Annotated in this window: 20 protein-coding genes; 8 read left to right on the plus strand and 12 right to left on the minus strand. The window is 73.7% G+C overall.

Going from position 1 to position 22,495, the window contains the following annotated elements:
- Positions 1-3: 3 nt before the first annotated feature.
- From IW256_RS29165 to IW256_RS29180, 4 genes are all read right to left on the minus strand, one after another.
- Positions 4-483 carry a carboxymuconolactone decarboxylase family protein gene (locus IW256_RS29165; protein ID WP_197013997.1) on the minus strand — a complete coding sequence of 160 codons (480 nt, stop codon included), beginning with the start codon at positions 481-483 and terminating at the stop codon, positions 4-6.
- Positions 480-1,559 carry an NAD(P)H-dependent amine dehydrogenase family protein gene (locus IW256_RS29170; protein ID WP_197013998.1) on the minus strand — a complete coding sequence of 360 codons (1,080 nt, stop codon included), beginning with the start codon at positions 1,557-1,559 and terminating at the stop codon, positions 480-482. Before IW256_RS29170 ends, IW256_RS29165 begins: the two co-directional genes overlap by 4 nt.
- A 100-nt stretch (positions 1,560-1,659) precedes the next feature.
- Complete coding sequence (locus tag IW256_RS29175; protein ID WP_197013999.1) at positions 1,660-2,682, minus strand: alpha/beta hydrolase family protein; 1,023 nt, start codon at positions 2,680-2,682, stop codon at positions 1,660-1,662.
- A 152-nt stretch (positions 2,683-2,834) separates the two neighbouring features.
- Entirely contained in the window at positions 2,835-4,073 is a 1,239-nt protein-coding gene (locus tag IW256_RS29180; protein ID WP_197014000.1) for an MFS transporter, read from the minus strand.
- A 367-nt stretch (positions 4,074-4,440) separates the two neighbouring features.
- Between IW256_RS29180 and pgfA the strand changes: the two genes are divergently transcribed.
- On the plus strand, positions 4,441-5,598 hold the full coding sequence (pgfA, locus tag IW256_RS29185) for a cell envelope lipid trafficking protein PgfA (protein WP_197014001.1): 1,158 nt from the start codon (positions 4,441-4,443) through the stop codon (positions 5,596-5,598).
- Positions 5,599-5,949: 351 nt separating this feature from the next.
- Here the strand turns inward: pgfA and IW256_RS41565 are convergent, their stop codons facing one another.
- On the minus strand, positions 5,950-6,294 hold the full coding sequence (locus tag IW256_RS41565) for a hypothetical protein (RefSeq protein ID WP_231403974.1): 345 nt from the start codon (positions 6,292-6,294) through the stop codon (positions 5,950-5,952).
- 230 nt (positions 6,295-6,524) lie between these two features.
- Here IW256_RS41565 and IW256_RS29195 point away from each other — a divergent pair, with 230 nt between their 5' ends.
- Both IW256_RS29195 and IW256_RS29200 read left to right on the plus strand, forming a co-directional pair.
- A complete protein-coding gene (locus IW256_RS29195; RefSeq protein WP_231405342.1) occupies positions 6,525-8,504 on the plus strand; it encodes a protein kinase domain-containing protein in 1,980 nt (659 codons plus the stop codon).
- A complete protein-coding gene (locus tag IW256_RS29200; protein WP_197014003.1) occupies positions 8,501-10,690 on the plus strand; it encodes a serine/threonine-protein kinase in 2,190 nt (729 codons plus the stop codon). Before IW256_RS29195 ends, IW256_RS29200 begins: the two co-directional genes overlap by 4 nt.
- 26 nt (positions 10,691-10,716) lie before the next feature.
- Here the strand turns inward: IW256_RS29200 and IW256_RS29205 are convergent, their stop codons facing one another.
- Complete coding sequence (locus tag IW256_RS29205) at positions 10,717-11,946, minus strand: hypothetical protein (RefSeq protein WP_231403975.1); 1,230 nt, start codon at positions 11,944-11,946, stop codon at positions 10,717-10,719.
- Between the two features lie 148 nt (positions 11,947-12,094).
- Between IW256_RS29205 and IW256_RS29210 the strand changes: the two genes are divergently transcribed.
- The 4 genes from IW256_RS29210 to IW256_RS29225 are packed head-to-tail and all read left to right on the plus strand — an operon-like array spanning position 12,095 to position 15,702.
- Positions 12,095-13,267, plus strand: a complete 1,173-nt coding sequence (locus IW256_RS29210) for a DegT/DnrJ/EryC1/StrS family aminotransferase (protein ID WP_197014004.1) — start codon at positions 12,095-12,097, stop codon at positions 13,265-13,267.
- Positions 13,257-14,009 carry an amidohydrolase family protein gene (locus IW256_RS29215; RefSeq protein ID WP_197014005.1) on the plus strand — a complete coding sequence of 251 codons (753 nt, stop codon included), beginning with the start codon at positions 13,257-13,259 and terminating at the stop codon, positions 14,007-14,009. The genes IW256_RS29210 and IW256_RS29215 overlap by 11 nt, the downstream gene beginning before the upstream one ends.
- Positions 14,009-14,767 carry an amidohydrolase family protein gene (locus tag IW256_RS29220; RefSeq protein ID WP_197014006.1) on the plus strand — a complete coding sequence of 253 codons (759 nt, stop codon included), beginning with the start codon at positions 14,009-14,011 and terminating at the stop codon, positions 14,765-14,767. Before IW256_RS29215 ends, IW256_RS29220 begins: the two co-directional genes overlap by 1 nt.
- The gene (locus IW256_RS29225) at positions 14,764-15,702 is read left to right on the plus strand and encodes a Gfo/Idh/MocA family protein (protein ID WP_197014007.1); all 939 of its coding nucleotides are present in this window, start codon (positions 14,764-14,766) and stop codon (positions 15,700-15,702) included. The genes IW256_RS29220 and IW256_RS29225 overlap by 4 nt, the downstream gene beginning before the upstream one ends.
- Here IW256_RS29225 and IW256_RS29230 read toward each other — a convergent pair.
- Both IW256_RS29230 and IW256_RS29235 read right to left on the minus strand, forming a co-directional pair.
- The gene (locus IW256_RS29230) at positions 15,665-16,621 is read right to left on the minus strand and encodes a dihydrodipicolinate synthase family protein (protein WP_197014008.1); all 957 of its coding nucleotides are present in this window, start codon (positions 16,619-16,621) and stop codon (positions 15,665-15,667) included. The two genes, IW256_RS29225 and IW256_RS29230, sit on opposite strands and share 38 nt — an antisense overlap.
- 66 nt (positions 16,622-16,687) lie before the next feature.
- Positions 16,688-17,806: a mandelate racemase/muconate lactonizing enzyme family protein gene (locus IW256_RS29235; RefSeq protein ID WP_197014009.1), complete on the minus strand. Its 1,119-nt coding sequence runs from the start codon at positions 17,804-17,806 to the stop codon at positions 16,688-16,690.
- A gap of 98 nt (positions 17,807-17,904) precedes the next feature.
- Here IW256_RS29235 and IW256_RS29240 point away from each other — a divergent pair, with 98 nt between their 5' ends.
- On the plus strand, positions 17,905-18,876 hold the full coding sequence (locus IW256_RS29240; RefSeq protein WP_197014010.1) for an LLM class flavin-dependent oxidoreductase: 972 nt from the start codon (positions 17,905-17,907) through the stop codon (positions 18,874-18,876).
- Between the two features lie 117 nt (positions 18,877-18,993).
- Here the strand turns inward: IW256_RS29240 and IW256_RS29245 are convergent, their stop codons facing one another.
- From IW256_RS29245 to IW256_RS29260, 4 genes are read right to left on the minus strand one after another with little or no spacing between them, the layout of a single operon-like run.
- Positions 18,994-20,169 (minus strand): DegT/DnrJ/EryC1/StrS family aminotransferase, encoded by a 1,176-nt coding sequence (locus IW256_RS29245; protein ID WP_197014011.1) that lies wholly within the window; start codon positions 20,167-20,169, stop codon positions 18,994-18,996.
- Positions 20,166-20,936 carry an amidohydrolase family protein gene (locus IW256_RS29250; protein WP_197014012.1) on the minus strand — a complete coding sequence of 257 codons (771 nt, stop codon included), beginning with the start codon at positions 20,934-20,936 and terminating at the stop codon, positions 20,166-20,168. The genes IW256_RS29245 and IW256_RS29250 overlap by 4 nt, the downstream gene beginning before the upstream one ends.
- A gap of 1 nt (position 20,937) precedes the next feature.
- Positions 20,938-21,651: an amidohydrolase family protein gene (locus IW256_RS29255; RefSeq protein ID WP_197014013.1), complete on the minus strand. Its 714-nt coding sequence runs from the start codon at positions 21,649-21,651 to the stop codon at positions 20,938-20,940.
- Positions 21,652-21,656: 5 nt separating this feature from the next.
- The gene (locus IW256_RS29260; RefSeq protein ID WP_307829177.1) at positions 21,657-22,439 is read right to left on the minus strand and encodes a carbohydrate ABC transporter permease; all 783 of its coding nucleotides are present in this window, start codon (positions 22,437-22,439) and stop codon (positions 21,657-21,659) included.
- Positions 22,440-22,495: the final 56 nt, after the last annotated feature.

The following is a 22,495-nucleotide window of genomic DNA, read 5'->3' on the forward strand; positions in this document are numbered from 1 at the left end:
CGCTCAGTGGCCGGGCAGCACGCACATGGTGTCGAGACCGAGAACGCGGTTGAGGCGGCCGAAGGCCAGCCAGGACCCGAGGCACATGCTCAGCTCCACGATCTCCACCTGGCTGTAGTGCGCGGTCATCCGGGTCCAGAACTCCTCGTCCAGGCCGTGGTGGTCCAGCGCGTAGCGCTCGGCGTACTCCGCCGCCAGCCGGGTGCGGTCGTCGAAGGCACCGGTGGTGCGCCACTGGAGCACGGCGTCGGCGAACCCCTCCTCGACCTTCCGCCCGTCCCGTTCGGTCCGCCAGTCCAGGCAGAAGACGCACCCGTTGATCTGCGCGATCCGGAGCCGCGCGGCCTCGAACTCGCGCAGCCCGAGGGTCGTGTGGGCGTACACCGCCAGCGAGAAGCCGGAGGCGGCGGCCCCGATACCGGGGACCATCTCCCCCCACACGTACTCGATCGCGTCCTTGCCCTCGGGGATGTCGATGTTCATGGCCGTCTCCTTCCGAGCCTGCCGGCCGCGGGACGCAGCGGGACGTCGAGCGCGTCGTAGAGTCCGGGCCCGGCGTCGGCGAGCCAGTCGATGGCGCTCACCAGCCGGCCGACCGCGGTGGCGTTCCCGCCCGCGGCCCGGTTGCCGTGCTCGTCGGTGGCCTCGACGGTGACCTCGATGCGCGGGCGGCCCTCGATGATCACCCGGTGCGCCCCGTCGCCGTCGGGCGGCGCCGGCCAGTCGGGGGCGCAGGACGGGTGGATGCGGGTGACGTGCTCGATGACGATGCGGGGTTCGCCCTCCACGACGCCCTGCACCTCGAACCGCACCGCCCCCTGGGTGCCGGCCTCGAACTCGCCCATCGACGCGGTGCCCACCGTGGCGTCGAGCGGGCGCCGGTCCAGGATCTCGCGGATCTCGTCGAGCTCGACGCCGAGGGCCCGGGCCATCAGCCGTACCTGCCCGCCCCAGACCATGGTCGGCACGGTCGGCGCCAGCATCGGCGGCTCGTAGTCCATCGGCTGGCCCATGCCGACCAGGTACCGGACCGAGTCGGGCTGGTCGTAGGTGGAGTAGTCGAAGATCTCCTGGCAGCGGATCACGTCGACGTCGGTGCCGAGCCCGCTGACCAGCAGCGGCAGCACGTCGTTCCCCCAGCCCGGGTCGACGCCGGAGACGAACAGCGAGCCGCCGCCGTCGGCGATGGCGGCCAGGACCGGTTCCCGGATCTCGGGCGGGGCGCCGCGCGGGTCGTAGAGCGCGTAGAGGGCGGGGGTGACGACCACGGCGCCGGCCCGGATCGCCTTGACGATGTCGGCGAGGGCCTCGTCGGGGCGGATGTCGCCGGACGCCGCGTACACCACGGCCCGGGGGCCCGTGGCCAGCACCGCGTCGGCGTCGGCGGTCGCCGCGATCCCGAGGTCGCGGCCGAGCCCGCCGAGGTCGCCCGCGTCACGGCCGACCTTGCCGGGGTCATGGACGATCACGGCGGCGAGCCGCAGCGCGGGATGGGCCTCGACGGCCCGGAGGGCCAGGCGGCCGACGTTGCCCGTACCCCAGACGACCGTGGAGATCATGACGCGGAGGCTAGCAAGCGCTTGGTCGCATGTACAGGGGATGCGGGGGCCGGGGTCGGCCGGTGGGGCGACCGGGTCCCGGCCGCCCCACCGGCACGTGTCAGCAGCCCTTGGCGGTGGTTCCGGCCGGGCAGGCCGGCTTGGACGTCGAGACCGTCATCGGCCTCACGGGCACCCCGTCGCTCCACACGCCGAGCGAGGTCTGCCGCGCCGTGTTGCCCAGCGCGTAGTCGCAGTTGGTGCCGAGGAGGCCGCAGTCGCGCAGGCCGTCGCCCAGCTTCCAGAACCCGTACCAGTCGAGGGCGTTGAGGACGGAGTCGCTGTTGTGGCTCGTGGGCACACGGTGGTCGGCCGTGAGAGCGGGAGAGCCGTGGTCGTCGCTGAACATCCAGAGGTAGTTGCGGTTGCTCGACGGGATGTGACCGGTCCGGTCCCAGATCGCGTCGCAGCCGAGACGGCCGGTGGTGGTGTCCTCGTTACCGACCACGCAGTCGATCTTGGTGGTGGACGGGATGCCGGCGAGCGAGTCGTCCAGGGACCTGTCGTAGGGCTCGGCGAACAGGATCGACTTGGGCTGCGGGAGGGACTCCGCCGCCCAGCGGTTGGCGATGTTGGCGCTGACCGGCCCGCCCCACGAATGCGCCATGAGGGTCATCCCCCGCGCGGTGTCGGGCTTGACCGTGGCCGAGCCGCCCAGCCTGGTCAGCGCGTCCTTGATGGAGAAGATGGCGTTCGGGGCGAAGTTCGCCGGCGGGGTCAGCGCGCTCGTCTGGAAGCGCGGGAAGATCAGCACGTTGCCCTTGCGCACCAGGTGCCTGATCCAGTCCTCGTAGTACTGCGGGTCGTCGGCGAGCCACCCGTGCAGGAAGACGACGAGGGGCGCGGTCGCCGGTGCGGCCCCGCTCCCCTGCCAGCCGGAGGGCTCGTACGTCCAGTAGTCCTTGGTGCGGTCGGTGAAGGTGACGTTGCGGACGACGTAGTTCGACCACTGGTAGCCGGCGCCGCCCGGGCCGGACGCGGGCTGCGCCGGCGGGGTGGCGGCCGCCGCGAACGCGGCGGGTGCCGGCGCGAGGAACGCGACGGCCGCGATGATCAGCGTGAGGATCCTCGTACGCCGGGACATCGCCTTTCGATCGTCGTGTGCTGCTCTCACTTCAATGCCCTCCTCGTGGCATCGCCGGGTCGCGGATCCCGGTTGCGCGGACAGGTGAATAGAAGGGGTGGGATCACCTGGTGGTCCTGGGGGTCGGCGCCCGGGGGCGGCGCCGTGGGGGGTCAGCGCCCGAGGGCCCTGATCCGGTCGCGGTCGAACGTGAGGCGGGCCGTGATGGTCAGCGCGCCGCCCAGCAGCAGCGGCACGGTCGGCACGTACATGGCCGTGGCCATCGAGCCGGTGCGGTCGGAGATCATCCCGACGACGAACGGGCCGAAGGCGAGGCCGGCCGTGCCGAGCAGCTGCACGAGCGCGAAGCCGACACCGCGCGACGACGCGTCCAGCACGTCGGCGATGGAGGCGGTGAGGTTGGGGATGGCCATCGCCATGAACGCCACGGAGATCAGGAGCAGCGCCGCGAGCCCCCCGAGCACGGGCATCGAGACGGCCAGGGCGAGCCCGGTGCCGCCGATCGCGATCCCGCCGCCGCCGACGAGCAGGCGGCCGGCCTTGCGCCGCTCGTGCCAGCGCCGGCCGAGCCAGGTCCCGGTCAGCACGCCGATCATGACACCGGTCACCGTGACCAGGCCGCTCACCGACGCCGCCGCTCCTTCCCGGACGCCGTAGTCCCGGTGGATCAGGGTGGGCAGCCAGTAGAAGATCCCGGCGAGGCCGAACCCGACGGCCGACAGGGCGAGCGAGAGCAGAGCGATCGTCGGGATCGTCGGCACCTGGCGGATCTGCCGCCGGAAGTCCGGGCGCGGGTGCGGGGCGCCGCCCTCCGCGGGCGCGGCCTCGGCGGGAAGCCCGGCGGCCAGCCGGTCGAGAAGGCCGCGCGGTGGTTCCTTCAGCCGCCAGCAGATGGCGGCGACCACGAGGCCGGGAACCGCGGCGATGACGAAGGCCGCACGCCATCCGAAATGCTGTGCCAGTACACCGCCGACCACTGTGCCGAGGCCCCCGAGGTACGGGGCGAGCCCTTTCCAGCCATAGGCCTTCGGCCGGCTCGCCGGAGGATAGAAATCGGCGAGCAGGCTCCCGGAAACGGGGCCGTAGAAGCCCTCGGAAGCCGCCAGGAACATCCGGATCAGAAAGAACACCACGAGCCCCGTCGCCAGGCTCGAGAAAAGGGTGGCGAGCGCCCAGCACAGGACGACGACGGTGATGATGGTGGTGCGGCGGTAGCGATCGGCGAGATAGCCGGCCAGGGGTGAGATCAGGACCGCGGCCAGCGCCGATCCCAGCGGAAGCATCCCGGCGGCCGTGTCGCTGAAGCCCCACTCCTCCTGAATGAACGGAAGCACACCGGGGAGCAGCTGCTGCTCGAAGCGATCGATGATGCCGACCGTCGCGAGCACCACCAGTGGCTTCCACCCGTAGGGCGCGTCGCCCTGCGGCCCGGTCCCTTTCACAAGAGGTTCCGGCGGTCGGCTCCTTGTGAAGTCATCCTTGACCATTTGTCATTTCCGTACTCCAGGCAGGGTGGGCGGTCACGCGTCCTCCGCCCCGGCCGCCGGCCGGGTCACGTGGCCTTCTGAGACGTTTCTTCCGGAGGTCCTCGGGCTAGATGGTGGCGCAGTTGCACTCGGAGTGCAATAGTCATCTCATGCCGAGATGCGCGCTCGCCACCACGGGGCCGGTTCACGGGGCCGGGTGCGGCGCACGCGTCGTGACGGCGAACCGAAGCCCGGCCGCCGCTTCGTCGGCCTAGACCTGGAGGGCGCCAGGATGGCGGTATCACGCAAGATCAGTCCTGTCCTCGTCGCGTGCGGGGTCTTCTCGCTCACCCTCGCGGCGCTGTTCCGCCTCTACGCGGCGCCCCGGCTGATCACCGCGCCGGCGGACATCCACCAGACGACGACGCTGTACGCGAAGGACGCGACGTACCTGGACGCCGCCGCCGCCACGGTCCGGCGCGGCGCGACGATCAAGGCCGTGAACACGGTGCGCGGCGACGTCAAGGCCAGCGACTCGAAGATCGCCGTCTGGGACTCCTTCACCTGGGTCGCCGACGCCGAGGCCGGTGGCGGGAACCCGATCGACATGCACTCCCAGCGCGTGGCGTTCGACCGCCGGACCGCGCGGCTCCTGAACGTCCGCCGCGCCGCGGTGAACGGGGACACCGGCGTGCGGCAGTCGGGGATCGGGATGTTCTGGCCGATCGGTGTGAAGAAGCAGACCTACCAGGTCTTCGACACCAAGACCGGGCGTCCCCATCCGATGGCCTTCGCCGGTGTCGAGCGGATCCACGGCGTCCGGGTCTACCGGTTCGTCCAGCGGATCGGGCCGGTGGTGATCGGGTCCGAGCCGGCCCGGGTGCCCGCGTGGCTGCTGGGCCTGAAAGAGGTCCGGAAGGGGTTCCCCGGCCATGACGCCAAGACCGGCGACGTCGCGGCGGACCGGGTGTACCAGGGCACGATCACGGCGTGGGTGGACCCGCGGACCGGGACCCGCGTCGCCCAGGAGCAGCACAGCCGTACGGTGCTGCGCACCAAGGACGGGGTCGACCGGCTGGTCGCCGGAGACCTCCGCCTGAAGATGACCGACGCCGACCAGAAGGAGCGCGCGGCCGCGGCGGACCGGACGGCCCGCAAGGTCGCGCTGATCCGGACGCACCTTCCCCTCGCCGCCACCGTCCTGGGCGCGGCGTTCCTCGCGACGGCGTTCGGCCGGGCCCGCTCGCGCCGCCGCACCCACGCCGCCGCGCCCGCATCCCCATCTGCGCCCACGTCCACGCCCGCGGCCACGTCCACGCCCGCGGCCACGTCTACGTCCGCGGCCACGTCCACGTCCACGTCCACGGCCAAGTCCGTCGCCCCCACGCCCCCTCCCGGCCAGCGTCCGGGACCGACCCCAGGGAGCCCTGATGACCGTACGACCCGGTGAGCCCTCGCCCGCGAACCCCGGCTCCCGTCCCCTCCAGAGCGTCGCGGCGTGGCAGGAGCTGCTCGACTCGCTCGCCGAGGCGGGCGGGCTCGTGGCCGGCCTCGCGGGCGACGCCCCGGACATCGACGTGGCCGAGGGGTTCGGGTACGTCCTCACCGCGCTGGCCGACCAGTTCGACCGCTCGGCGCTGCGCGGGTCCCGGTCCCCGGTCTTCCTTCCGGCCGTCACCCCGGTCCGCAAGCTCTTCTTCGACAATCCGGACACCGACTACGACATCGCCGTCCTGGACGGGAGCACGGGCTACCGCATCCGCGGGCACCGGGGCGGCTCCACCTACCTCTCGTTCTGCGTCTACTCGTCGCTGTCGAAGCAGGCGACGACCCGGCTGGTCAACCTGTCGGACCAGGACCTGGACGTCGCGGCCGACGGCACCTTCGAGATCACCCTCTCCCCCGTCCGGACGCCGGGGAACTGGATGCGCCTCGATCCCGACGCGCAGGCGGTCATCGTCCGGCAGTACTTCCTCGACCGGAGCACGGAGATCCCCGCCGAGTACCGGATCGAGGCGCTCGGCGACCCCGTCCCCGACCCGCCCCTGGACGACGTGCGCTTCGCGCGCACGGCACGCGCGACCGCGAGGTTCGTGAAGACGGCGGCGGCGCTCGCGTCCGAACGGGCCAAGGCGATGCGCCCCACCCCGAACTGGTTCGTCGATACCGGCGCGCACGGCCCTTACCGGACGCCCGACAACAACTACGTCGCCTGCTGGTACCGGATCCGGGACGACGAGGCGCTCGTCCTGCGGGTGCGGCCTCCGGCCTGCCGCTACTGGGGCGTCCACCTGGCCAACCGGTGGGGCCAGTCCCTGGACCACCGCACCCGCCGTACCGTGCTCAACGCCCGTACCGCGGTCGCCGGGCGGCAGGCTGGCGGCCCTCAAGCTCATCCGGCCGGACTCCGCGGACGACCCGGGCTTCCGGGAGCGGTTCCGCCGCGAGATCGCCGCCGCGGGCAAGGTCAGCGGCCTGTACACGGCCCCCGTGCTGGACGCCGACGCCGACGCGCCGCAGCCCTGGTTCGCCGCCGCCTTCGTCCCCGCGCCCACGCTGAAAGAGGCCGTCGAGGACGGCGGGGCGCTGCCCGAGCCCGCCGTCCGCGCGCTGGGCGCGGGGCTCGCCGAGGCGCTGCAGGCCGTCCACGGGGCGGGGCTGGTGCACCGCGATCTCAAGCCCGGCAACGTCCTGCTGGCCGAGGACGGCCCCAAGATCATCGACTTCGGGATCGCCAAGGTCGTCGACGCCACGCAGATCACCCGTACCGGCGGCATGATCGGCACGCTGGCGTACCTGGCGCCCGAGCAGATCTCCGGTGCCAAGGACGCGGGGCCCGGGGCGGACGTGTTCGCGCTGGGGGGCGTGCTGGTCTACGCGGCCACGGGAGCCCGGCCGTTCGGCGAGAGCGACCCGGGCGCGCTGCTTTACGAGATCATGTACGGCGAACCCGATCTGGACGGGCTGCCCGCGTCGCTGCGGAGCACCCTGGCCGCCTGCCTGGACAAGGAACCGGCCCGGCGGCCTCCGCTCACGGACGTGCTCGCGGCGCTGACCCCCGCCGTCCCGTCGGCGCTCCTCTCCCCGGCCCTGCGCCGGGACCTGGCGGCCAGGGAGGCCGAGGCGAACCGGATCTCGTCCGGGCCCGTGACGCCGCCGCCGCCGCTGCCGAGCTTCGAGGAGACGGCCTCCGGCGGCCCGCGGCGGCGGCGCGTGCTGGGGCTGGCCGCCGGCACCGCGGTCGCCGTGACCGGCATCGGCGCGGGGACGGCGGCCTGGGCCCTGGCGGGCGGGAGGGCCCAGCCCGCCAGGCCCGCGCCCCGCGGGACCGCCCTCGCCGCGGCGCCCGCGCCGGCGTGGACCTTCGTCCCGCCCGCGCCCGTCGCGTCCGATGCATCGCACCTGCTGGTCGCGGGCGGCGTCGTGCTGTGGGGCGGCGACGACGCGACGTACGGGGTGGACGCCGCGTCGGGGCGGCGGCTGTGGACGGCGGACGTCCGCGTGTTCGCGGGCTGCGCGGTCCACGGGTCGACGTTCATCCTCCCGGACGGCGGCGGTACCGACGAGCGGACGACGATCACCCTGGTCGACGCGGCGTCCGGTGAGGCGACGCATCTGCCGATGCCCGGCGGCGCGCGTCCCGGTTCCGTCTTCGGCGTGGCCGGCGGCGCGGTCCTGCTGGAATCGGGGACGTACTCGGACGATGACACCCCGACCGTGTGGGCCGTGGACCTCGCCGACGGCAAGGCCCGGTGGCGGCTCCCCGTCGCCGACTCGGTCGTCCAGGGCGCCGTCGACCGGAACGGCCTGTACCTCAACGTCGCGCACGCGCTCAGCGCCGTCGACCTCGCCACCGGCCGCGGTCGCTGGACCGTCGACTGGTCCGGACCCGGGCAGGACCGGCCGGCCCAGGGCATCACGGTCGCCGGCGGCAGGGTCTTCGGGAGCTTCGGCGGCACGCTCCAGGCGGTCGACACGGCCGGCGGGAAGGCGGTGTGGTCGCGGAGCACCGACAGGGACTTCCCCTCCGTCCTGCTCGCGGCCGGCAAGGTGATCTTCAGGGGCGACGACCTGCACGCCCACGACCGCGCGACCGGGGCCCCCGCGTGGACGCTGGCCGGCCCGGAGAGTTTCGTCAACGACCAGGGGTACGACGCGGCGTCGGACGGCGTCCTCGCGGCCGCGTTCGACGGCGGCTCGGCCCACGGCCTCTTCGCCGCCACGTCCTCCGGCCGGGGGCTGTGGGCGCACTGGGGCGATGTCCCCCGTGCCAAGGCGTGGGACGTCGCCGTGTCCGGCTCGTCGATCTTCGCGACCGATCACCAGCGGCTGCTCTGCTTCCGGGCGGCCCCGTGACGGCCCCGCCAGGGTTCGTGACGGCCGCGCCGGGGCCGGAGGACCCCGACCGCATCGGCAGGTACCGGGTGCTGCGGCGGCTGGGCGAGGGCGGCATGGGACGGGTCTACCTGGGCGCGTCCCCGGCCGGGCGAGCGGTGGCGATCAAGGTGGTGCGGCCGGAGCTCGCCGGGAACCCGGAGTTCCGGGCCAGGTTCCGGGCCGAGGTCGCGGCCGCCCAGCGGGTCAGCGGCGCGTTCACCAGCCCGGTGGTCGAGGCCGAACCGGACGGGGCCGTCCCGTGGCTGGCGACCGCGTACGTCAACGGCCTCAGCCTGAAGGAGACGGTCGAACGGTACGGGCCGATGCCCGAGCCGCTGCTGCGCACGCTCGGCGCGGGGCTGGGCGAGGCGCTGATCGCGATCCACGCGGCGGGGCTGCTGCACCGCGACCTCAAACCGGCCAACATCCTGCTGGCCAGGGACGGGCCCCGGGTCATCGACTTCGGCATCAGCAAGACCGCCGACCATGACGCGTCCGGCCACGGGCCCACGCAGGCGCTCACCTCCGAGGGGCAGTTCGTCGGCTCCCCCGGCTACATGTCCCCGGAGCAGATCCGCGGGGGGACGCTCACCGCGTCCGCCGACGTGTTCGCCTTCGGGGCCGTGCTGGCCTTCGCCGCGACCGGTCGTCCCCCGTTCGGCCGGGACAAGCTGGCCACGGTCATTCACCGGACCCTGCACGAGGCGCCCGATCTGAACGGCGTACCGGCGTCCCTGGAGCGGATGGTGGCCGCCTGCCTGAGCCGCGACCCCGGTGAACGCCCGCCCACCGACCTGCTGCCGTCACTGCTGGCGGCCGAGCCGGTGGCCCTCGGCTGGCTTCCGGGCAGCCTCGGCGAGGAGCTGCGGCAGCGGGAGGACACGCTCCTGCTGGATCTGCGGGAGATCGCCAAGGCCCGCACCCGCCGGCGGCTGCTGCTCGGCGGCACCGCCGCCGCGGGACTCGCCGTCGTCGGCGGCGGGACGGCCGCGGCACTGGCCACCGCCGACGGCGGGGCCGGACGGAGGCCCGCCCCGCCGAGGCCGCTGTGGCGGACGACGATCGGCGACCTCGGCCACGAGGACTTCGCCGCCGAGGTCCTCTCCCGGACGGTCGTCTCCAACCACCGGGGGCAGGAGTACCACTGGCACTCGCTCGACAGCGGGCGGCGGCTGGGGTCCAGCGAGTTCTCCATCGCGGCCACCGGACCGAACCTGGTCTACGGGATCCTGGACGACGGCGGCCGGCTGGTCGCCATGGACGAGTCCCGCCAGGTCAGGTGGACCAGCAATGTGGTCGACGGGGTCTCCAACCCCGAGCTGATGGGGCCGGACAACGGGAAGCTCGTCCTCACCGGCAAGAACAAGAGCATCATCGGCGCGGACGCCGCCACCGGCATGCCGCTCTGGAGCTACGAGTGGCCCTTCGAGCCGCTCCTCGTCCTCCTCTACGGCATCACGAACCGCACCCTCGTCGCGATCGGCAACGAGGGGTCGAAGAGCCTGCTCGTCGGGCTCGACACCGCGACGGGCGCGCTCCGCTGGTCCGATCCGGACGGGGGCCTGAGCCACGTCCCCGAGGGCGGCGGGAACCTGATCTTCCGCAACCCGTCGGGCGTCACGCTCGACGCGCTGGCCGCCGATACCGGCCGCAGGCTCTGGACCGCCGAGCTGCCCAAGGCCGCGGCGTCGCCCCACCGCGAAAGGCAGCTCTCGCAGAGCTTCACCGCGGCCGGCGGGACGGTCTACACCGGCAGCCCGACCTTGTACGCCCTGGACGCGTCCACCGGCCGGGAGCGGTGGACCTACACACCGACCTCGCCCGGCGGGCAGGAACGGAGCCTCCTGGTCAGCGGGAAGTACGCCTACATCCTCGACAACCCGCAGCTCATCGCGCTCGACGCCCGCACCGGCCGCCGGGTCTGGTCCGTCAACACGCCCGCGGCCCGCACCGCCCCGCTGATCGCCGCGGGCGGAATGATCTGCACCGGCGTGGCCGGGACCACGGGCGCGGGACTCTACGGCTGGGACGCCGGAACGGGCGAGCTCGTCTGGAACCACCCCGTCTCCACCTCCGCCCCGACCAGGCAATGGGCGCTCAACACCCGCGACCGCACCCTCGTGGCCGCCCAGGACAAGACCCTCCTCGCCTTCCGCCTCTCCTGAGAGGGGGCGGGCAGGGGCCCGCGGATTCAGAGGTGGAGGCTGTAGACGGTCGGGGGGCGTCCGGTCCGCCCCTCCTGCCGGCTTCCCATCGGCGCGGCGAGGCCGGCGCGCTCCAGGCGCTTGAGGATGCGGCGGGCGGTGCGCTGCTGGACGAGCAGGTGCTCGGCCACGTCATGGGCCGTGAGGCCGTCCGGCCGCGTGGTGGTCAGGTCGCGGAGGCGCAGGACGGTCTGGGTGCTGAGACCGACCCTGCGGGCCACGAGGGGGAGGCTCTCCTGACCGCGTTCGGGGGGCCGGTGGCCCTCGCTGTCGGGTTCGAAGACGATGTCGATGTCCTCGGCCATGGAGACGACGCCCGCGGTGTCACCGATGGAGGCGGCGCGGTTGAGGGCGCGGCGGGCCAGTGACTCGGCGTCGGCGGCGGTGCGCCCCACGCCGAACCCGATGTGCACGGCCGGGTGGCGGGCGGCCAGCCGGTCCAGGATCGGCATCCGGGTGAACTGCCCGGTGGCCTGTTCGAGGAGCCCGCGCGTGGTGACGACCAGGTGTCCTCCGTCGGGCAGGGCGGCCAGGCTGCCGCCGAGGGTGACCAGGTCGCCGGTGAGGTGATCGTCCGGCCCCGGCAGCTCGATCATGCCGAGCGCGACCTGGGCGTCGCCCGCGTGGCGGCCGCTCGTGGTGAGGACGAGGGCCTGGAGGGTGGCGCGGATCGAGTACCGCGAGGGGGCCAGCCGGATCGCCTGCATCTCGGTTTCCAGCTGGTGGAACGCCGAGCCCAGGCAGGTGATCGCGACGCGCGTGTCGTCCCTCTCCCGGGCCGAACGGTGGAAGGCGACGATGTCGTCGGAGGAGAGGCCGGGCCGGTAGGGCAGGACGTTGACGTGATCGGTCGGCAGCTTCGCCTCGGTGAGGGTCTCCAGGACCTCCGACCGGCGCAGCGTGTCGATCGACGCCCGGGTGACGTCGTGGCCGAGGCGAAGCAGTTCGACCAGGGCGCGCAGGAGGGTGGCGCCGTCGTAGGGGACGTACATCGAGGGTCGTGTGAGCGCGCCGGCATCGGCCGCGATGGTGTAGGGCACGATGCCGGTGAACAGGAACGCGTCGACGCGCTCGCCTGACTCCTCGACGATCGTGACCGTCTCGCTCTCGTGCCGGTAGGGCAGCGGGAGGAGCGTGGCGGAGGCGTCCTCGGTCCCGACCGCGACGACGCGGTGGACGAGATCCTCCGCTCCCACGATCCCGAGGGTGAGGGTCATCGGTGTGCCGCTCCTCAAGGTTTAGGCCCGGGCCTCAATCGCCAAGCATACCGAAGAAGAGGCCGATCTGTGGTCTCAGGGTTGACGGTCCCGCAACGGACATCTAGTTTCGGCCGGGACCTTAATTAAGGGTATTCAGGGTGGTGTCATGTCGCGAACCGAGCCGTTGCCGGGTCCCCTCGAACCCCGCGGGCGGACCATCGGAGCCGAGGAGCGCGCGGCCGTGCTGCGCGTGCTCGACTCGGCGTTGCTGTGCGGGACCTTCGGCACGGAGGCACGTGCGCTGGAGGCCGAGATGGGGCGACTATACGGGCGGACCGCCGTGGCCTGCTCCTCGGGAACGGCCGCTCTCCACCTGGCCGTCGCCGCGGTGAACCCCGGCCCCGGTGACGAGATCATCACCACCCCCATCTCCGACTTCGGAACGGTCGCGCCGATCCTCGCGCAAAACGCCGTCCCCGTCTTCGCGGACGTGGATCCCGGCACCGGCAATCTCGACCCCGCGGCGGTGGAGGCGGCGATCACGGCGCGCACGAAGGCGATCATCGTGGTGCACCTCTTCGGCGCCGCCGCGCCGGTCGCCGAGCTGCGCGACCTCGCGGACCGGCACGGCCTCGCGCTGATCGAGGACTGCGCCCAGGCGTGGCTGGGCACGGTGCCGGGCGGAGACCTGGTGGGCCGGTACGGCGACATCGCCTGCTTCAGCCTCCAGCAGTACAAGCACATCACGGCCGGGGACGGCGGGCTGGCGATCACCGCCGATCCGGAGTCGGCGAGACGGATGCGGCTCTTCATGGACAAGGGCTGGGACCGCTCGATCGGCCGCCTGCACCTGTCCCTGGGGCTGAACTACCGGATGACCGAGCTGGTCGCGGCCGTCGCCCGGGCCCAGCTCGGGAAGGTCTCCGGTGTGGTCGACCGGCGGCGGGAGCGGGCCCGGCGGCTTCTCGCCGCCCTGGCCGATCTGCCCGGCCTGGGGCTTCCAGGGGAGCCCGGGCACGCGTGGTGGATGTTCCCGTTCACCGTTCCGGGCGAGCCCGGGAACCGGGTCTGGGCCGCCGCGCTGGAGCGGGAAGGGGTTCCGGCCTCCGCCGGCTACCTGGAACGGCCGCTCTACGGCAACCCGGCCCTGGCCGAGGCTCCCGTCTATGGCGCCTCGCGCTTCCCGATCGATCGCGACTATCCGCCGGGGCTGTGCCCGAACGCGGAACGGCTGATCGATCGGACGCTCGTCACCCTGCCGTGGAACGAGGCGTACACCGACGAGGACGTCGACGCCATCGCCGCGGCCGTCCGGAAGGTGCACGCCGGTGTCGTATGACTGGCTGACGCGCTCCGCGGAGGAGGAGATCGGCTACGACGTCGACGTCCTGTTCGGGCCGTGGCCGTCCCACCCCGCCGACCTCGGGTTCGAGGGCGTGCTGCGGCGGCTGCGCGGAGCGGCGGTGCGGCGCGCCTGCGCGATCTCCACCCGGGGCGCCCTCTTCGACGCCGCCGGGGGCAACGCCGAGACGCTGCGCGCCGCCCGAGCCGCGGACGGCGAGGTGACCGCCGTGGGGACGGTGGACCTGCGGGACGCCGCGTCCGCCGGGGACCTGCTGGACGGGCTGGTCGCCCGCGGAGTCCGGTTCGTCCGGCTGTTCACGGCCGAGCAGGGCGCCGAGCCCGGCTTTCCCGGTCACCGCCGGGTGGTGGAGGAGGCCGTCGCGCGCGGCATGGTCCTCCTGCACGACGGCGACCCGCGCGCGTTCGGCCCGGTCCTGGCCGGGCGGGGGGCTGAGGTGATCTTCCTTGACCTGCACGCCTACCTGCTCGCCGACTTCCTCGTGCTGGCCCGCGACGAGCCCGGGTTCCGGGCCACCACGCGGCTGCTGTCGGCCCCGGACTCGATCGAACGGGTCGTGGGGACCCTCGGCGCGGACCGCCTGGTCTTCGGCTCGCGGACGCCGTTCATGGACATCTCGCCGCAGACGCTCCGGCTCCGCTACGCCCGGATCGGCGCGGACGAGCGGCGGCTGATCGCGGGCGGCGTCGTCGCCGGCCTGCTCGGGGAGGAGTCCTGATGCCGATCATCGACGTGCACGGTCACTGGGGCCCGTGGCCCTTCCACATGGACGTCGGGGACGTCGCGCTCAACCTGGAGCTGATGGACCGGTACGGCATCGACGTGCAGGTCGTGTCCGCGTCCGAGGCGGTCATGCTGGACGCCGAGGCGGGCAACGCCGCCCTGGCCGAGGTCCTCGCCGCGCATCCCCGCCTCTACGGTTACGCGGTGGTCAACCCCAACCGCCTGGACGGGGCCGCCGACGAGCTGCGCGGGCGCCTGGCGTCCGGCCGCTTCCTGGGAGCCAAGATCCACACGACGTATCCGGGCGTCCCGATCGGCTCGCCGCGGATGGCCGAGGCGTTCGATCTGCTGGACGAGCTGGGCGTCCCCCTGCTCCTGCACACGTGGGGCCCGGACGTCGCCCTGCTGCCGGGGCTGCTGGCGACGCGTCCCCGGCTCCGCGTGATCGTCGGGCACGCGGGAGGCGACGCCTGGCGGGAGGCCGCGCACGCCGCCGCCTCGTGCGACCGCCTCTACCTGGAGCACTGCCGGACGGTCGCCGACGCCGGCCGGATCGGCTACGCCAGGGCGGCCGGGGTGCCCATCGAGCGGTTCCTCTTCGGCACCGACTCCACGCTGATCGATCCCTGCGTCGCGCTCGGAGTCGTGCGGGACGCGGGGTTCACCGGCGAGGAACTCGAGCGGGTGCTGTGGCGGAACGCGGCGGAGCTGTTCGGACTGGCCGAGCCGTTCGGATCGGCGGGGGCCGGATGAGGGTCGCGTTCGCGGGACTGGCCACCGCCTACCATCCCGGCGCCGACGCCCGGCTCCTGCGGGACCGGGCGATCACCGACCTCGTCGTGTGGGGGGACGAGGACGGCTCCTTCGCGGCCGAGCACGGCGCGGAGCCGGTGCGGTCGCTCGCGGAGCTGGTCGCGGCGAGGCCGGACGCCGCGATCGTCACCTGCCGCCCGCGGGCGGTGCCCGATGTGGTCCGGCGGCTGACGGAGGCGGGAATCCCGACGTTCGTGACGAAACCGGCCGTGGGCACCGCGGCCGATCTCGATCGGCTGGACGAGGTGGCCGGGAGCGCCCGGAGCGGCGCCGCCCCGGTGACGACGTGCTCGGTGCTGCGGTTCGCGCCGGCCGTGAGAAGGCTCGCCGAGACGGCCGGCGGCGCGGAGGGCGGGACGGCGGGGGACGTCCTCGGTGTCCGCGTGACCGTGCGGCACTCCGTCGCGGCCTACCTGTCCCCCGGACGGCGCTGGCTCGACGATCCGGACGAGGGCGGCGGCACGCTGGTGACCATGGGGCTGCACGGCGTCGAGCTGGCCTCGGCGGTGCTGGGCCCCGGGCTGCGCGCGCGCTGGGCGGGCGGCGCGGTGCGCGTCCACCGCGAGACGCGGTCGGAGGACGTCGGGGTGATCGCGCTGACCTGGCCGGACGGCCGGTACGGCCTGGTGGAGATCCTCGGCGCGACCGACGAGGAACGCTACGAGGTGACCGTGCACACCCCGCGCGGAACGGAGACGGCGACGCTCACGGGCGCCGGGGAGGACCCGCTCGAGGCGCTCGGTTACGCCGGCACCGTCGACGCCTTCCTGGACGGCACCGCCGAGGGCCGGGCGGCCGTCCCCTGGACGACGGCCCGCGAGGTCCTCGGCGCGGTCGTCAGCGCGCGGGGCGCAGCGTTTCCAGGCAGGCGATGACCGCATCGCGCTCCGCTCCGGGCAACGCGGGGCCGTAGGGGTCGTGGGCCGCGTCCTCGGGCAGGAGCCCCTCCCACACGGCCGCCCACATCATCCGCTGCACGTAGCCCTCGATCGGGTCGAAGAAGGTGACGGCGGCGAAGCGGTCCAGCCGCTCCGAGGCGGCGACGAAGGCCGTGTGGTCCCCCTCGTTCCAGGTCCGCAGGACCTCGGCCGTCAGGTCGGCCCGCGCGGCGGCGATGCCGACGAGCGCGGTGTCGGAGCCCCACATCAGCGACGGCCCGAACATCCGGTCCTCACCCGTGATCGCGAGCCGCCCGGTCCCCCGGCCCGCCCAGATCGCGTCCTGGCAGCCGATCGCGCGGTCCAGCGTCGCGGTCTTCACCCCGAGCATCGCGGGCAGTTCGAGCAGCTCCCGGATCAGCGCGGGCGGGTACGGGTGGCCGCCCGCCTCGCCATGGAGGTAGAACCCGACCAGGGCCAGCCCGCTCTCGGCGGCGACGCGCTCGTGCAGCCGCACGGCCCGGGCGTGCCCGTCGGGGAGCGTCCCGAACGCCGCGAGGGGATAGACCATGGCGGCGTCGGCGCCGAGTTCCGCGGCCCGGACGGCCATGGCGACGGTCGCGTCCTCCGCCTCCCGCAGCCGCGGGGCCGGCGCGGAGCGGGGCACCCCGACCCCCGCCACGATGGGCGCGGCGGTGGCCTGTCGCCAGACCTCCAGCACCCGGGACCGGTCGTCGTCGCTCAGGTGGAGCCCGCGGCCGGTGTGCGCCCAGACGGCGACACCACCGACCGGTCCCGCGGCCACACGTTCGGCGTACGCGGCCAGAGCGTCGTAGTCCACGACGCCGTCAGCGTCCATGGGGGTGACGACGGCGGGCAGCAGCGTGCCGCGCAGCCGTTCGACGAGAGCGTGCAACTTCTGCCTTCCTGTCGTCCCGGCGGCCCGTCCGGCCTGGGAGAGCGGGTGATGCGCGGGGACCCGTCAGAGATCGTGACCGAGGCCCGGCACGGTGGGGACGCGCACCCAGCCGTCGGCGACGGCGAACGCGGTGGGGGCGAGGGGCTCCTCGCGCACCAGCAGCGGGCCGACCAGGTCGGCCGGCACGGTGGCGCCGGGCAGGGCGGCGGCCAGGTGGAGGGCGGCGAGGGTGGCCACGCCGAGCTCGGGCATCGAGCCGATCTTGACGGCCAGCCCGGCCGCCTCCGCGATGGCGGCGACCTGGAGCGCGCGGTGCAGGCCGCCCACCTTGAGGATCTTGATGTTGATGACGTCGGCCGCGCCGCGCCGGACGATCTCCAGGGCGTCGGGGGCCGACTGCATGCTCTCGTCCACCATGACCCGGACGTCCAGCCGCTCCCGCAGCCGGGCGAGACCGGCGATGTCCCAGTGCGGCAGAGGCTGTTCGAGCAGGGAGAGCCCGGCGTCGGCCATCTTGGCGAGCGTCGGCAGCGCGGTCGTGGTGTCGTAGCCCTCGTTGGCGTCCAGGCACAGTTCGGCGTCGGCGGGCAACGCGGCCCGGACGGCGCGGACGAGCTCCAGGTCGCGTTCGGGGTCGTGCCCCCCCTTGACCTTGATGTGCCGGAACCCGCGGGCGGCGTACTCGGCCGCCTCCGCGGCCATCTCGTCCAGCGTGCCGAGGCCCACGACCCAGGCGATCGGCACCCGGTCCCGGACGCGCCCGCCGAGCAGGGCGTGCACGGGCCATCCGGCGAGCCGGCCGGCGAGGTCGAACAGGGCGATGTCGGCGCCGGCCTTGGCGACGTGCTGGCCGCGCAGGGCCGCGTCCATCGCCAGGTGCGCGCCGGCCCGGTCGAGCGGGTCGCGGCCGACGAGCGCGGGCGCGAGGTGCTCCTGGATGGCCGCGTTGACGCCGGCGAGGGTCTCGCCGGTATAGGCGGTCATCGGCGAGGTCTCGCCGATGCCGCGGGCGCCGCCGGCCGTCTCGATCTCCACCACGAGGCTGATCAGTTCGGTGCTGGTCCCGCTGCTGATCTCGAAGGGCCGCCGGTAGGGTGCGCGCACCACGCGGGTGGTGACGGCGGCGATGCGGTCGTCGCCCGGCACTCGGCTGGGGACGGCCCGGTTGGGGGCGACGGTCAAGATCTGACTCCTCTGAAGGGGTCGCAATTGGCGGCGGAACCATTTACGGTCTAGACCGTAAGTAGCGCGACTGGTCGATGTCAATGGAGGCGGGGCACATGCGCCTTGGTCTGTATCTGAATCTCTACGGCGATCGGGCGGACCGGTCCTCCCTGAAGGACGCGGTCGAGCAGGCCCGGCTGGCCGAGGAGGCCGGCTTCGAATGGATCGTCCTGGGCGAGCGGCACCTGCACCGCCCCGGCTACCACGAGATCCTCACCTCGCTGACCTGGCTGGCCGCCCACACCGACCGGATCGGCCTGGCCACCGCGGGCATCGTCGCCCCGCTCTACCACCCCGTCGTCCTGGCCGAGACGCTCGCCCACCTGGACGTCCTGTCCGGGGGAAGGGTGACCGCCGGCTTCGTGCTCGGCTACCGGCCCGAGGAGTTCGCCCTGTACGGCGTGGCTCCGGCGGAGCGGGTGGCCCGGTTCGAGGAGTGCCTGACCATCCTCACCCGGCTATGGACGGAGGCCGAGGTGACCTACGAGGGCCGGTTCACCACGGTGCGCGAGGCGTTCCTGTCGCCCCGGCCTGCGCAGAGCCCGCGGCCGAGGCTGTGGAACGGCGGCCGCGTCCCGGCCGTCCTGGAGCGCACGGCCCGGATGTGCGACGGCTGGACGACGTCGTTCAACGAGCTGGACGCCCACCTGCCCGGCAAGATCGCCGAATACCTCGCCCATCCCCGCGGGCCAGGGACGCTCGGCAGCGAGGTCATCGTCTGCCGCGAGGGCTACTGCGCCACCACCTCCCAGGACGCGCGCAAGGCGCTCGAAGAACCGCTGCTCGGCCTCTACGGCGCGTACACGGACTGGAAGCGCACGTCGGCGGACGCGTCCCGCTACGCCCAGGGCTGGGACGACATCACCGCGCGCAGTGTCATCGGCTCGCCCGCCCAGTGCGCCGAACGCCTCGGGCACTACGCGGCCATGGGCGCCGACGGCGTCGTCCTGCGCGTCCAGCCGCCCGGCATGTCCCAGGCCGACGCCCTCCGGACCATCGAGAATTTCGGCGCGCTGCTTTCCGGATAAGACCGAAACGGCGGTCGGCTCCCGGCCCCCGGCCCCCCGGTCCGGAGCCGGCCGGGCCGGCCGCCGGGGCCGGCCGACCGCGCCGCCCGTCCCGCGGGGCCTCACGTCGCGCGGTGGTCAGGGCCCGCGGAAGGCCCGCCGCACCTTGGCCGCCGCGGTGACGATGTCGCACAGCGCCTCGTCGTCGGCCATCAGCAGGTGCTGGCGCAGCCACACGACGGCGTCCTCGGCCGCCTCGGCGACGGGACAGGGCACCGGCTCCGTGTACGGCAGCAGGGCCGCCTCACGGGACAGGGACCGGTAGCCCGCGTCCAGGGGGACGCCCTCGGCCGCCATCGCCGCGATGAACTCCGCCTTGGTGCGGCCACCGAACGCGGCGGAGTCGTAGCGGAGCAGTCCGAGGTGATGGGTGCTCCGCGTGGTTCCCTCGGGGGCGGGCAGGAGGTCGAGCCCGTCGAACGCCTCCAGCTCGCCCGCCAGGAAGGCCACCGCGCGCTCGCGGGCCGCGATCTGGCCGTCCAGCAGGCCGAGCTGGGGCAGCAGGACGGCCGCCTGGAACTCCGTCATGCGCAGGTTCCACCCCAGCTCGGGGTGCTCGTACCAGCCGCCGGAGAGGCGGCGGCCGACATTGTGGAGCGACCAGGCGCGCTCATGCACCCGGTCGTCGTCGGTGACGATGATGCCGCCCTCGCCCGCGGTCATCGCCTTGCTCGACTGGAAGCTGAAGCACGCCGCGTCGCCCAGCGTCCCGGCCGGCCGGCCGTGCCGGGACGCCCCGTGGGCCTGCGCCGCGTCCTCCACGCTCGCCAGGCCGTGCGCGCGGCACAGGTCGCCGAGCGCTTCCGTGTCCGCCGGCGCGCCCGCCAGATGCACGGGCATGACGGCCCTGGTGCGGGGGCCGATGACCCGTTCCACGGCCGAAGGGTCCAGGTGCAGGGTGTCCGGCGTGACGTCGGCGAGCACCGGCCGCGCTCCCGCCAGCACGACCGCGGTGGCGCTGGCCACGAAGGTGTACGCGGGGACGATGACCTCGTCGTCGCGGCCGACGCCGAGGGCGCGGAGCGCCAGGAACAGGCCGACGGTGCCGTTGACCACGCAGACGCCGTGCCGCGCGCCCATGGAGGCGGCGAACGCGCGGGCGAACGCGCCGACCTTCGTCCCGGACGTGGCCCCCCATTCCCCGCCGTCCAGCACCTCCAGGAGCAGCCTGCGCTGTTCGGCGGTCGCGGGGGGCGGCCAGGCGGGCCATCCCGCGGTCCGCACGGGCGTGCCGCCGTCGATCGCCAGAGTCATCGGACGTCCTCCAGTAGGCGTGTCATCGTGCCGAACAGCAACATGTCGCGCTCCGCGGGTTCGAGCGGCGCCAGGACGACCCGGCCCAGGCCGACGCGCAGGTCGAGGAAGAGCGCGTCGGACCCGAAGACCACGCGGTCCGCGCCGACCGCCGCCACCAGCCCGGCCACGTGCCGCGCGGTCATCCGCGACCCGCAGATCTCCAGCGTGACGTTCGGGTGGCGTCCGGCGACGCGGGCGGCCGCGGCGTACCCCGAGGGCCACAGCCCGGCGTGGCCCAGCAGGATCCGCAGGGACGGGTGCCGGGCGGCGACCGTCTCGAACCGCGCGGGATCCGACCACGGCGAGCCGTGCTGGCCGTGGGAGAGCACCAGCCGCCCGCGCTCGGCGGCCAGGGCGAGCGCGGGCGCGTAGCCGGGACCGTCGAGCGGGTGCTCATGGGTGTCGGGATGGAGTTTCAGCCCGATCACGCCCGGGGCGTCCAGCAGGCCGGCCGCGCGGGCCTCCGCCCGCGGGTCGTGCGGATCGTAGACCGCGTAGCCGAGGAACCGTCCCGGGTGGCGTTCCAGCTCCGCGAGCAGGAGCGCGTTGCCCGACCGCGCGTCCGGGCCGACGCCGAGCAGGTGGGAGACGCACATCGTCGCCACCCCGGCACGGTCCATCACCGCGAGCAGGCTCCGCGGCGACGCGTCCGGGATCGCGAAGTTGAACCATGAGCCGAGGTGGCCGTGGGCGTCGATGACCCGGCCCCGCCAGCCTTCGTCCATGTCAGCCGTCCTTCCCGGACCCGAGCAGGGCCCGCGCGTTGCCCCCGGCGATCAGCGCGACGTCGGCCTCGGGCAGGTCGAGCAGGTCGAGCTGGAACCGGGGCCCGGCGTCGTCGGTGATCGGCGCGCCCGTGCCGAACAGCACCCGGTGCGCCCCGTACCGCCGGGCGATCCACTCCACGGCGAGGTGCCCGTTGAGCGTGGCGGTGTCGACCCTGATCCGGGGGTGGGCCTCCATCAGGTCGGCGAGCTCCCGCAGGCTCCGGTAGCCGGTGTTGATGAGCACGATGCCGAGGTCGGGGACGCGCGTGGCGAGCCGTTCGACCTCGTCCGGGGACACCTCGTCCCAGCCGAGCAGGACGCTGACGCCCCTCTCGGCCAGTTCGCGGGCCAGCGCGAGGCCGTGCGGCCCGGTCGGCCTGAAGCGATGCCCGGCCGGGCACAGCCGCACGAGCCGGGCATCGCCGGCCGCGCCGGGCGGTGTGCCGAGCGGTCCCGGGACCAGGATCGGGACGGGGATCAGCCGGTCGTCCCCTCGGGGCGGCGCCGCGCCGCCCTCCACCGGGTCGTAGTACAGGGCGCGAGAGTGGACGACGCAGGCGGCGTCGATGCGCAGCCGGTCCAGTTCCGCGAGCAGCCCCGGGGCGTCCGCGCTCGGGACGTCGTCGGTGGGTATCGGGCCGAGGACGCGGTTGACGTCGATGATCTCGGGCACCGCGCTCAGCCCTTGATGCCGGTCGTCGCGATGCTGTCGGTCAGGTAGCGCTGGAGCAGGCCGAAGACGAGCAGGCTCGGCAGGACGGTGATGGTCGCGCCCGCCATGATCTGGTTGATCGGCACGTTCTCGGCCTGGAGGGTGGCCAGCCCCACGGTCAGCGTCTGCATCTCGCCGGACTGCCCGACGACCAGGGGCCACAGGAAGTCGTTCCAGTGCCAGAGGAAGACGAAGACCCCGAGGGTGGCGAGGGCGGGGCGCACCAGCGGCAGCACGATCGTGGTGTAGATCCGCCATTCGGAGGCGCCGTCCATCTCGGCGGCCTCGAACAGCTCGTCGGGGAGCTGGGAGATGAACTGGCGCATGAGGAACACGGCCTGGGAGTTGGCGAGCGTCGGGACGACCAGTCCCCAGTAGCCGTCCACCCAGCCGAGCTTGGACACCAGGATGTAGGTGGGGATGAGCGTGGCCTGGAACGGCACCATGAGCGTGGCCAGGAACGCCCAGAACATCATCTCGCGGCCCGGGAAGCGCTTCTTGGCGAACGCGTAGCCCGCCATCGACGCGAACAGCAGGATCAGCACCACCGAGCTGAGCGAGTAGACGAGGGAATTGAGCGTCCACCGGCCGATGTCGGAGCCCGACAGCACGTTCTGGAAGTTCTCCCAGGTCACGTTGGACGGGATGAACGCGTCCGGGAACGTCCGCCCGCTCGGCGGGGCGAACGCGACCAGGACCATCGCGGCGAACGGCGTGATCGTCACGATCGCCGTGAGCGCCAGCAGCACGGGCGCCGTGAGACGGGCCGCCCCGCCGCCCTGGCGCCGCCCCGGCCGCGCCGCCG

It is taken from the genome of Actinomadura viridis, assembly GCF_015751755.1.
GTDB lineage: Bacteria > Actinomycetota > Actinomycetes > Streptosporangiales > Streptosporangiaceae > Spirillospora > Spirillospora viridis.

Bases quoted from the DNA above. Each gene is read 5' to 3' on its own strand.
- IW256_RS29245 (WP_197014011.1), bottom strand. From the start codon at position 20,169: ATGACTCTGGCGATCGACGGCGGCACGCCCGTGCGGACCGCGGGATGG.
- pgfA (WP_197014001.1), top strand. From the start codon at position 4,441: ATGGCGGTATCACGCAAGATCAGTCCTGTCCTCGTCGCGTGCGGGGTC.
- IW256_RS29240 (WP_197014010.1), top strand. From the start codon at position 17,905: ATGCGCCTTGGTCTGTATCTGAATCTCTACGGCGATCGGGCGGACCGG.
- IW256_RS29250 (WP_197014012.1), bottom strand. From the start codon at position 20,936: ATGGACGAAGGCTGGCGGGGCCGGGTCATCGACGCCCACGGCCACCTC.
- IW256_RS29170 (WP_197013998.1), bottom strand. From the start codon at position 1,559: ATGATCTCCACGGTCGTCTGGGGTACGGGCAACGTCGGCCGCCTGGCC.
- IW256_RS29210 (WP_197014004.1), top strand. From the start codon at position 12,095: ATGTCGCGAACCGAGCCGTTGCCGGGTCCCCTCGAACCCCGCGGGCGG.
- IW256_RS29220 (WP_197014006.1), top strand. From the start codon at position 14,009: ATGCCGATCATCGACGTGCACGGTCACTGGGGCCCGTGGCCCTTCCAC.
- IW256_RS29205 (WP_231403975.1), bottom strand. From the start codon at position 11,946: ATGACCCTCACCCTCGGGATCGTGGGAGCGGAGGATCTCGTCCACCGC.
- IW256_RS29175 (WP_197013999.1), bottom strand. From the start codon at position 2,682: ATGTCCCGGCGTACGAGGATCCTCACGCTGATCATCGCGGCCGTCGCG.
- IW256_RS29165 (WP_197013997.1), bottom strand. From the start codon at position 483: ATGAACATCGACATCCCCGAGGGCAAGGACGCGATCGAGTACGTGTGG.
- IW256_RS29225 (WP_197014007.1), top strand. From the start codon at position 14,764: ATGAGGGTCGCGTTCGCGGGACTGGCCACCGCCTACCATCCCGGCGCC.